This window comes from Cylindrospermum sp. FACHB-282 (assembly GCF_014697195.1).
Taxonomy (GTDB): domain Bacteria; phylum Cyanobacteriota; class Cyanobacteriia; order Cyanobacteriales; family Nostocaceae; genus Cylindrospermum.
In genome coordinates this window covers 72,623-82,829 of the sequence record NZ_JACJRJ010000028.1, presented here as the reverse complement: position 1 = coordinate 82,829, position 10,207 = coordinate 72,623, and the positions used below count along the sequence as shown (strand labels likewise).

Annotated in this window: 8 protein-coding genes; 3 read left to right on the top strand and 5 right to left on the bottom strand. The window is 43.1% G+C overall.

From position 1 onward, the window contains the following. Positions 1-105: 105 nt before the first annotated feature. The 4 genes from H6G32_RS15705 to H6G32_RS26795 form a co-directional block, all read right to left on the bottom strand. Positions 106-1,308 carry an S-layer homology domain-containing protein gene (locus H6G32_RS15705; protein WP_190459883.1) on the bottom strand — a complete coding sequence of 401 codons (1,203 nt, stop codon included), beginning with the start codon at positions 1,306-1,308 and terminating at the stop codon, positions 106-108. Between the two features lie 384 nt (positions 1,309-1,692). After that, positions 1,693-2,385: a conjugal transfer protein TrbI gene (locus tag H6G32_RS15700; protein ID WP_190459881.1), complete on the bottom strand. Its 693-nt coding sequence runs from the start codon at positions 2,383-2,385 to the stop codon at positions 1,693-1,695. Positions 2,386-2,683: 298 nt separating this feature from the next. Beyond that, positions 2,684-4,372, bottom strand: coding sequence for an NACHT domain-containing protein (locus tag H6G32_RS15695; RefSeq protein WP_255502425.1), 1,689 nt, complete (start codon positions 4,370-4,372; stop codon positions 2,684-2,686). Then, complete coding sequence (locus H6G32_RS26795; protein ID WP_242046610.1) at positions 4,373-5,110, bottom strand: NACHT domain-containing protein; 738 nt, start codon at positions 5,108-5,110, stop codon at positions 4,373-4,375. It abuts the gene before it with no gap. Positions 5,111-5,262: 152 nt separating this feature from the next. Between H6G32_RS26795 and H6G32_RS15690 the strand changes: the two genes are divergently transcribed. Further along, a complete protein-coding gene (locus tag H6G32_RS15690; protein WP_190459879.1) occupies positions 5,263-5,460 on the top strand; it encodes a hypothetical protein in 198 nt (65 codons plus the stop codon). 8 nt (positions 5,461-5,468) lie between these two features. Next, positions 5,469-5,630 (top strand): hypothetical protein, encoded by a 162-nt coding sequence (locus tag H6G32_RS26540; RefSeq protein ID WP_206757968.1) that lies wholly within the window; start codon positions 5,469-5,471, stop codon positions 5,628-5,630. Here H6G32_RS26540 and H6G32_RS15685 read toward each other — a convergent pair. After that, positions 5,620-6,552, bottom strand: coding sequence for a hypothetical protein (locus H6G32_RS15685; protein ID WP_190459878.1), 933 nt, complete (start codon positions 6,550-6,552; stop codon positions 5,620-5,622). The two genes, H6G32_RS26540 and H6G32_RS15685, sit on opposite strands and share 11 nt — an antisense overlap. Positions 6,553-6,817: 265 nt before the next feature. Here H6G32_RS15685 and sbcC point away from each other — a divergent pair, with 265 nt between their 5' ends. Continuing rightward, positions 6,818-9,844: an exonuclease subunit SbcC gene (gene sbcC / locus H6G32_RS15680; RefSeq protein ID WP_190459875.1), complete on the top strand. Its 3,027-nt coding sequence runs from the start codon at positions 6,818-6,820 to the stop codon at positions 9,842-9,844. Positions 9,845-10,207: the final 363 nt, after the last annotated feature.

The following is a 10,207-nucleotide window of genomic DNA, read 5'->3' as shown; positions in this document are numbered from 1 at the left end:
GACTGGTATGGATAACGATTATATGATTCGAGTTCTCAGTTCTTGTTTCATTGACTCTACATTAGGTTCTTCTCAGCCCTTATGTCAAGCCTAGTTGAGATGCTCTTACCCTGGATCGGTGTTAGGTTCAATAGCGATTAAGTCAACACTATTTCTACCAAAGAACACCCCAATTAACGCACCAATACCCGCGCCCCCCAAGACTTCTTCTGTGGCAATAGCGCGATCGCCTGTGACAGCAGATACCGCCGCCGCGGCGCTAGCCCCAAAAACGGTATTCTGGATGATTGCACCAGTACTAATACCCTTCTTGACAGTTTCAGTTTTGGTAATCACATCAGAACTAGCGTTCAAATCATACTCCTGACCTGTGGTCAAAACTAGCTTTTGGGCAACGAATTGAGAACCGCCCTTAGCAGGTTTGAGTTGACCAATCACCTGACTCCCAGCAGGAATCACCACAACGCCGTCTTGCGTAACCACATTTTGTGAGACTGTGAGTGTCAAAGGTGCTGTTTCATCCTTTGTCACCAGAATTTTTTTAGCTTGGTCGTACTTTACAGGAATAGCAGTTCCTTGGGGAATAGTTATAGCTGTAGGTGTTGGCGTAGTGTTAATAGCCACAATATAAGGCGAGTTAATGGCTGTGGCTTGGTTAGAACTAACCAAAGCTTGGTAGATAAAAGCCGCTACCTGTGCCCGCGAGGCTGTGACAGTCGGATTCAAGAACTTCACATTGGGATAGTTAACAACAATTTGCTTCTCAGTCGCTGCTGCAATGGGACTACGGGCATAGTCAGCGATACTAGAGGCATCATTGTAGTATTGCAGAATGGTTGCCGGGTCAGTACTGGCGGTATATTGCAGACCGTTAGCGAGGGAAACCAAAACCTGTTGACGGGGAATAGCTTCGTTAGGTCTGAAGTTATTGCCTGGATATCCTGCCAAAAAACCGATGGTGTAGGCTTGCTGAATCGCACTGGCTGCCCAGTAGTTGCTGGGTACATCGTTAAAAGTGATTGCTTGCCGTTGGGCTGGCTTTTGGAAAGCTTTGTTGATCATCGCCGCAAACTGAGCGCGTGTCACAGGCTCTTCTGGGCGGAAGCTACCATCAGGGAAGCCGGCGATTACACCCCGTTGTGACAATTCTTGAATAAACTGTGATGCCCAGTAGTTAGATTGAACATCCGTAAAAGTTGTTTGAGCTAAAGAGGGCGCAGCTATAATAAAAGGTGCGACTGTACCAGATGTAACGCTCAAAGCTATGAGTGCAGCCGTTCCCGATTGCCAACGATTTAAATTAAACATGATATTTACCCCCACCACAATTATTTTTTTCTGTTGATTACTGAGACAATGTCTGAAATAAAAAGTTCCGATTATTTTCGGTAGCTTGTAAAAACTTTTACCTATAAATATAACCTTACCAGAACGTTTGTGTTGATGCATATAGGTCTCTGGTAATGTGGATGTAGGTCTTTGGTTATAAAGTTAAGAAGGTATTACTTAATTACTTAGTACCAAAAATCAGGCGATGACGCAAAGCGATCGCAGTCAGCGAAGGGCTAGGCCGCGCCAAAGGCGAACGCACACACAATAGTTGTTAATTGCAGTAGCGATGGCACGGAGTGCCCGCCAGTAGCGATCGCTATTGGAGGATAATTTGAAGTCACAAATCAAACTGAATAAACCCTAATTGCGAGATACTACCAAACTAGAATTAAGTGTGATTTTCAAATCCCGTTCGGGTCTGAGGACAAAGACATTAGCTTCGTTTCTCCGCAACAGCACACTTGCTAAAGCACCGGCAGCCCCACCGCCAAGAGTTTCTAAAATTTCAATTCTTCTGTTACCTGTAAGCAGTGCGATCGCACTGGCAGCACCTGCACCAATGGCTGCATCTGTTAAAATAGCGCCAGTATCGGCTCCTTTGGAGATTTTCTCAGTTCTGGTAATTGTCTGAGAACTGGCATTAATCGCCTGACTCCGACCTGAGGCAAATACTAATTCTTGGGCTACAAACCGCACACCTTTGTTATTTGGATCATTCGCATTGCTGGAATAACCGCCGTTGAGGTTGACAGGTTCTAGCCTACCCACAACTTGAGTACCGCCGGGAATTAAGATGGTTCTGTTTCTGTCAACAATGTCGTTGGGTATTCTCAGGGTTAGGGGTGCAGTTTCCCCAGGACTAACAATAACTTTCTCTTTTTCGTAGGTGACAGGTAAGGTGACATTGGCGGGAATTGTAATTGCGCGGGGTTGCCCAATATTGTATTGAGCGTTAGCAGGTGCAAGGATAACAAAGGGAGTAATAGCACTTGTGGTAATTGTCATTGCCATGAGTGCAAGGGTTCCAGTTTTCCAAGGATGTAGGCGATGCATAGTCAAGTTTCCCTTTTTGTGTGATGGATTTAATGACGCGGTTTTGCAGAGATAGTTTCAGATGTTGATGAAACATGACTTTAGGCATATTCCACAGGGGTTGGTGTTTTGATGACGGGGGAAAATGTGCGATCGTTCCTCAGAGTTTTTGTTTTGTTAATGTGCGTTGATTGATGGGGTGAGGGGTTGATATGACGTGGGGTTGCGGGTTTTGTTCCTGAAGGGTTTTAAACGAACCGCGAAGGGCGCAAAGAGCGCGAAGGAAGAGAAGAAAAAGAAGGAAGAACAAGAAGGAATATTAGGGGTTGGATTTTAATTTGTAATTTTCTAATTCTGCAATGGGTAATAGTAAGGTGTTTTCTATATGTTGTCGTACTTCAATGCTGACATAACAATCACTATTTAGACACTCTATAAGCAATTTATTGGCATCAGAATACTGTTGAAGCAATTCTTTCTGCTGTTCAGTAAACTGCCAATCGTGACCAATATTGCGATATTTAATCATCACGTTTCTTAATTGCTCGATCCAAACCTGAGAGTTATCTTTCCACCATTGGTTAAATTTTTCTTTATCTTCTGTGTCTGGTAGTTGCTCCCTAAGCTGTTGTAGTGCTTTCTTCAATTCTGGGTCGAGGGTTCGGGAGCGGGAGCGGTCGAGGGTTCCGAAGAGGTTTAGGGAGAGGGCTAGGGAGAGGGAGCGGCCGAGGGAGCGGGAGCGGTCGAGGGTTCCGAAGAGGTTTAGGGAGCGGTTTAGGGAGAGGTTTAGGGAGGGGGAGCGGGAGAGGTGGAGGGAAATGTAGAGGGAAAGGTAGAGGTCTAGGTCTATGTCTAGGTCTATGTCTAGGTCTATGTCTAGGTCTATGTCTAGGTCTAGGGATCGGGAGAGTTCGAGGGAGAGGGTTCGGTTTCGGGAGAGGTCGAGGGACAGGGAGAGGTAAAAAGCCATGACTGCGGGTGGCTTGTAAGGAACCTCAACGGAAATAGATTTCTCCTTTACCCACATTAAAAACTGCTGCAATTTCTTATCAGTAGCTATTAATGCATCAACCTTTTGTTTCATCAACTGCAACAAATTATCTGCACTTGGCGACATTCCAACAGCTAATAAAAATACTTCCCACCAGCGTTTCTCAGTTATATGATTTACCAGACTTTGCAACGCCTCATCTGATGACTGTTTTACAACAACAAATTCTCTAGCAGTCAGATACTCGTGAAATGTCAGATGAGAAAATGAGTAAATCCCTTTTGCTCGTTCTACTAATAAACCATGTTGTGCCTCAATTGATTTCAAAACTTTTTCACTGTCTAGTTGTAAGGCTTCGGGGTCAGTGTTGGCATCTGGTAAGTTGCGAATATATTTTGTAATGTATTCCTCTGCTACTTTCTGCTTGAAGAAATAATCACTCCGCTCAAATGTGGTCAAGGCAATTTTGCTGAGTAAATCTTCTTTGCGTTGAACTGATAACTTTTTGTAAAGCTGTTCTCGCTGAATTCCGCGCTTTGCATCCCATTTTTTCAACAGCGCATCCAGTCCTTCTTTATATAACTCAGAACGATTTGCTGGAAAATCTCCTGATTCTTCAAATGCTAAACACAACAGCGTTAACAATAGAGGACTTGCGGCGAGTTCTTGGATTCGCTTGTTGTCTTGGAGGCGTTTAATAAAAGTTTCTGGTTTTACCGCTTTTTCCTTAAACCAGTTATTTGCAAAATTGGCAATTTGTTTATTATCAAAATCAGCAATTTCTACTTCTGTAAATTTCTCAAATGTATATTCCTTGGCAGCTATTCGACAGGTGATGACAAAGTGATTTTCTCGAAAACGGTCAGAAAAATCACGAATTTGTTTTAAAACGCGGGTGTTATCTTCTTCTCTGACTTCATCTAAGCCATCAAGTAGAATTAGCATTCTACCTTGAGTTAATAATTTTTCAATATTCGTAGCGCAGGCATCTTGCCTGGGGTTAATATCTATTACCAATCACAGGCGAGACGCCTGTCCTACGAATTGAATAATAAAGTTTAGTAAGCTTGGTTTGTTTGCAACTTCTGCAAAGTCTTTGAGAGTGACAAAAATCGGCACACGTTCAGCCTGAAAATCACCCCCAATACACTGAATCGCTAAATACTTCAAAAATGTAGTTTTACCTGCCCCTGGCTTACCCAAAATCATCAACTTGGGATATTTCTTAACTGCTTCTAGTCCAGGTACTCGTTTTTCAGTAATTATCCCAAGTCCAAAGCGGTCAAAATCCTCATTTTTACACTGTTGCAAAAATTCATCAATTCCTAGTCGTCGCGTTCCTGTGATTCTCTGCAATATATTGACGTTGGTGTAGATGTCGTTCAAGCCGATAGGCTGAGTCATATCTAGCACCCGCATTGTACCGCAGCGTTCTTGGATGAGGGGTTTTATGGTTTCGCGTACATCTTGAACTAAACCATCAATATTAATGCTGCTGTCTTGATTTGTTTCTGGTTCGTTAGCTGGCTTGGTGACTATCTCTTCCCACTCAAAACCCAGCTTTTCACAAATTTGGGAAAAATACTTACGGTCAACTGGCTTACCTGCAAAGAAATTGTTGACTGTAGCGCGGCTGAATTTTAAATCTTCTGCTAGAGAAACTTGATTTAAGGAATTTTCATCTAAAGCCTGTTTTGCTTTTTTGATGCCTTCTGAAGATGCTTGATGCGATCGCCCTGCCATAGCACTAGACAAAATTTTTACCCTTGTATTAGGTATATCCGGTGTCTGCTTTTAAAGTCAAGCAACTCAGGCACGAAGTCAGGCATTCTCTAGCTTATACGCTGGCTGGATTGTAGACACCTATTTTTGACCATGTAAGGGTACACATACAAATCTTCTCGGTTATGGAAACTGCCCTTTTGTGGACAATTAAAAAAATATTTTTACCTTGGCTAGTTAAAAAAGTTCTAAATCAAGCTTGGTATCAGCTTAAAAAAAATCACGCTTTCCAGCGTTTAGTAATTATCCTGTACTTGCATTGGCAATTCAAAACCACCCTTTTTCAACTTCTACCCGTTCCCCAAGACGAAGAAAACCTCTAAACTAAATCGTGATAACCCGTCAGCGCGGGTTTTTATTTTTGATAATTCTCCCCAAAATGAGAAAAAATGCGATGCCTGGGTTGGGTTTAGCGATCGCCTTAGTTACCAGCAAAACTACTGAATCATTCGCATTTCTGGTAACTAAGACAACTTACCAAATTATCTGCTAAACCGATTAATTAACTCTTCCCGCGATAAATTCACTAGTAAGGGGGTAAACTCTTCTGCTGGTAGCGCTAATAACGGTTCAATAATTGCTGATAGTTGTGCATCCAATGAACCAAAACGAACTCGGAGTAAATTTTCTACAAGTTGTCTTTGTGCTTCCTGTCTTCCTTCTTGTCTTCCTTCCTGTATTCCTTCCTGTATTCCTTTCTGTCTTCCTTCTTGTATGGCTTGTTCTCGGTCTTGTTGATAATATGGTGTAAGTCGCATAATTAGCACCTTGTCATCTGCTTCTGGAGTTTGAGAGATTACTAAGCTTTTCTGCAAGTTATACAGTAATTCTAGCGTTGCTCGCCGGAATGGGTTGTTTGATGGTAGCGTTTCTAATTCATCAATTGCCTGTTTTTGTGTTGTTCCTCTACCAAGAATTCTTATCCACAGGGTTTCCTGAATGCGTGGTAATTGATGGATGGCAACGATAGCTGTCCGTAAATACTCAGGTAAAAAGTGTACTCCGGGCAACCAGTCGGCTTTTTGAGTCGCACCAAATCCCGCTAACAGCGTGGTGGATGCTGTGGGGGTGAGAATCCATAATTTGGGATTTGCTAATTCTTGAATGGCGGTTTTATTTCGGTTCGCTTCCCTTTGTAATGCACCCCTAAGTTCTAATAATTTTAGGAGACAATCACAAATTTCTTCTTTTGAGGCCGGGTTGCGGTATGGTTCCAGGATAGCGGTGTTATCTGCCAATCTTCCCAATAAACCTAGGGTTTGCAAGTTAGGGTTTTGGGGAATTGAGGGAGAAAATAAGACATCTATTTCTCGCACCTCTCCGGCAACACGACTGGGGGCTTCTACTTTCCCATAAGATTTTAGCAGTTCTTCCAGATAGTCCTTGGCAAATTGGTCATGAATAAATCGAGTCATTCAGTTTCATTGCGAAGATGGGTAGGCTGTGAGTTCTGTTAATGATTATTTTAGCGATCGCATCCACGTCAGTTACTCCCGATTTTTTCTCTGAAGTCGGTAAAAATGTTTTACCCAACACCAAAAAACAACCCATTCTGTTGTTAATTTATGTAAAATTGATGTATTCAAGACTAGAAACCTGCTGTCTAGATAGCTAAACTAACAAAAGCAGTGCATCTGTACTGCTAATTATTAAAATTGTAAATGTGGCGCTATAGCCTCAATGATCCCAGTACAACTTATCCTCAAAAACTTCCTCAGTTACCGTGATGCAACTTTAGATTTTCGCGGTTTGCACACGGCCTGTATTTGTGGTTCCAATGGTGCGGGTAAATCTTCTCTTCTGGAGGCAATCACTTGGGCAATTTGGGGCGAAAGCCGCGCTACTGCTGAAGATGATGTGATCTATTCTGGCGCTACAGAAGTTCGGGTTGATTTCACCTTTCATAATAACCAACAAAAATATCGCGTTATTCGTACCCGTCTGCGGGGTGCAAGTGGCGTTTTGGAATTTCAAATAGAAACGCCTTCTGGGTTTCGTTCCCTCACTGGCAAAGGGGTGCGAGCAACACAGGATGTGATCATACAACATATCAAACTAGATTACGATACTTTTATTAATTCTGCCTACCTACGTCAAGGTAGGGCTGATGAATTCATGCTGAAGCGGCCGACAGAACGCAAAGAAATTTTAGCGGAGTTGTTGAAGCTAAATCAGTATGATGAATTAGAAGAACGGGCTAAGGACAGTTCTAAAAAGTTCAAATTCCGGGTGGAAGATTTAGAGCGTTCTTTAGAGGCAATTAAAATTCAGCTACAACAACGGGAGACTACTGTTGCCCAAAGAACAGAGTTAGAAGCTGAACTGAATAAGTTGCAAGAGGTGCAAGCTTTTGATAATATTCAATTACAAAGTTTGCAAGTTGTGCAGCATCAGCGGCAAAATTGGGAACAACAACTGAGTTTTGTGAGGCAGCAATTCCAGAATCTTACCCAAGATTGCGATCGCCTCCAACAAGAACAATTAGCGGTGAAAACTCAGCTAGCAGATTTAGAAGCAATTTTAAATCAACAATCCGAAATTCAAGCTGGATATACCGAATACCAAAATCTGCAATCTCAAGAAGAAGCCTTTGCTGCCAAATTTGAACAACATACCCACGCTACTGGGTTACGGCAACTAAAACAACAACAGCTTACCAAACAAATTAACGACATTGAAAGGCAACTGCAACAGACTCAAGCCCAATTAGAAGCTTTGCAGCAACAAGAGCAAGAAATTCAGCAAACTCTTACCAAATCTGGTGATGTGGAAGCAGCTTTAGCACAATTAGCCGCAGCGCGTAATCATGTAGCGCATTTGGATCAACTGCAAATGCAAGTTACGCCCTTGTTGCAACAACGGACTACTTTACAAAGCCAACTAGATCGCACTCATGCGGGTTTAGCCGCGCGACTCGAACAGCTGCAATCTACAGAAAATCAACTACAACGCCAACACCGCCGCCAACCGCAACTCCAGCAAGCGGTGATGGATGTAGGATTGCAGATTGAGGAGTTGGAAAAAAAGCGAGTTTATCTGCAAAGAGTCCAGGAAAAAGGGCAGGAACGGCGTCATTTTATCGAACGCTTGCAAGCGCACCAACGGGATTATGAAAAACTGCTGGGTGAATTAGAGCAAAAACTGCAAATGCTCCAAAACCCAAATGCGCTGTGTCCCTTGTGTGAACGTCCTCTAGATGAACATCACTGGAGCCGGGTGATAGAAAAAACCCAACTTGAGTACCAGGATACTCAGGGGCAATTTTGGGTAGTGCGGGAACAGATGGCGGTGTCAGATAGAGAAATTCAGGTACTACGGCAGGAATACCGGGAAATATCCCAACAATTGGCGGCTTATGATGCTTTGCGGGAACAACGGGGACAGTTAGCGGCACAGTTAGAAGCGACAACCGATGTACAACAACAGCTGCAACAAATCGCTGCTGAAAAAGAACATTTAGAGCGATCGCTCCAAACTGGTGATTATGCCCCTGACAAACAAGCAGAACTGAGGCAACTAAACGAATATCTGCAACAACTCAATTACAATGAACAAGACCACGCCCTTGCCCGCAGCGAAGTTGAGCGCTGGCGGTGGGCAGAAATTAAGCTTCAGCAAATTAAAGATGCTACCAAGCGCCGCGCCACACTAGCAGCGCGAAAACCCGAACTCCAAGCCAATATTGCCCAATTGCAAACCAGAATTCAGCAAGAGCAAATTGATTCTGAATGTGCTAGACAAATCGCTGCTCTAGCTCGTCAAATTGCGGAAATTAGCTACAGTTCCGAGCAGCACAATCACCTCCGTCAATCTGTGCGGGAAGCTCAATCTTGGCATTTGCGTTACCAACAGATGTTGTCTGCTCAACAGCAATATCCCCAACTCCAGGCAAGATTGCAAGAGTTAGCGGTTGCTCAAACTGCCAGATTAGCAGAACGGCAACAACTCGCCAACCAAATCGAAAGTATTATCCAGCAACTCGCCCAAACAGACAACCCATCTGCCCAAATTCAAGCTTTAGAGCAGCAATTGGCAACCCGCAGACGGCACCTTGATGAGCAAATAGCCAAGTTGGGGCGCTTAGAACAACTGGCTCACCAATTAGAAACCCAGCAAGTTGAGTATGAGCAACAGCAGCAGCAATTGCAATATTGCAAGCAGCAATATCGTGTTTATCAGGAATTGTCCCAAGCCTTTGGGAAAAATGGCATCCAAGCATTGATGATTGAAAATGTGTTACCCCAACTGGAAGCCGAGACAAATAAATTACTTTCGCGGCTGAGTGGTAATCAGTTGCACGTACAATTTGTGACGCAGAAAGCTGGGCGCAGTGGCAAGTCTAGCAAGAAAAACGCCAAGCTGATAGACACTTTGGATATTTTAATTGCTGATACCAGAGGTACGCGAGCTTATGAAACTTACTCTGGTGGGGAAGCCTTTAGAATTAACTTTGCTATCCGTTTGGCTTTGGCGAAATTATTGGCCCAGCGAGTGGGAGCGGCTTTGCAATTATTGATTGTGGATGAAGGGTTTGGTACACAGGATGCCGAAGGATGCGATCGCTTAATTGCCGCCATAAATGCGATCGCTGCCGATTTCGCCTGCATTCTCACCGTCACCCACATGCCCCATCTCAAAGAAGCCTTCCAAGCCCGGATTGAAGTCAATAAAACTCAGCAAGGTTCACAATTGCTTTTGTCTGTTTAATTATTTTGTGCAACAAAACTGCTAAAACCCTTTATTTCAAAGGTTTTCACTCTTACATTACCCGGTTTTAAAATCCCTAGGACTGACCCACCCTACAAATTTACTCTCTTTTCAGGCTTTTTTGATGCCTATCTTTACATCCTAGCCCTAGTGTGCTGCCCAGCACAATTTACAGGACTTTTAATGAATAAAACCAATAACTATACTTACCATTTTTTGCCAATGGGTAAATCTTAATCGAGTTTTTTGACAATTGTGTTAAGATTTATTACGTCTTCAGATTTATTAGTTACTTTGACAAGCTAGTATTTCCCTAATAATCATCAGTAGTAGTGTATTAATAATCATCAATGAAATAGAGAA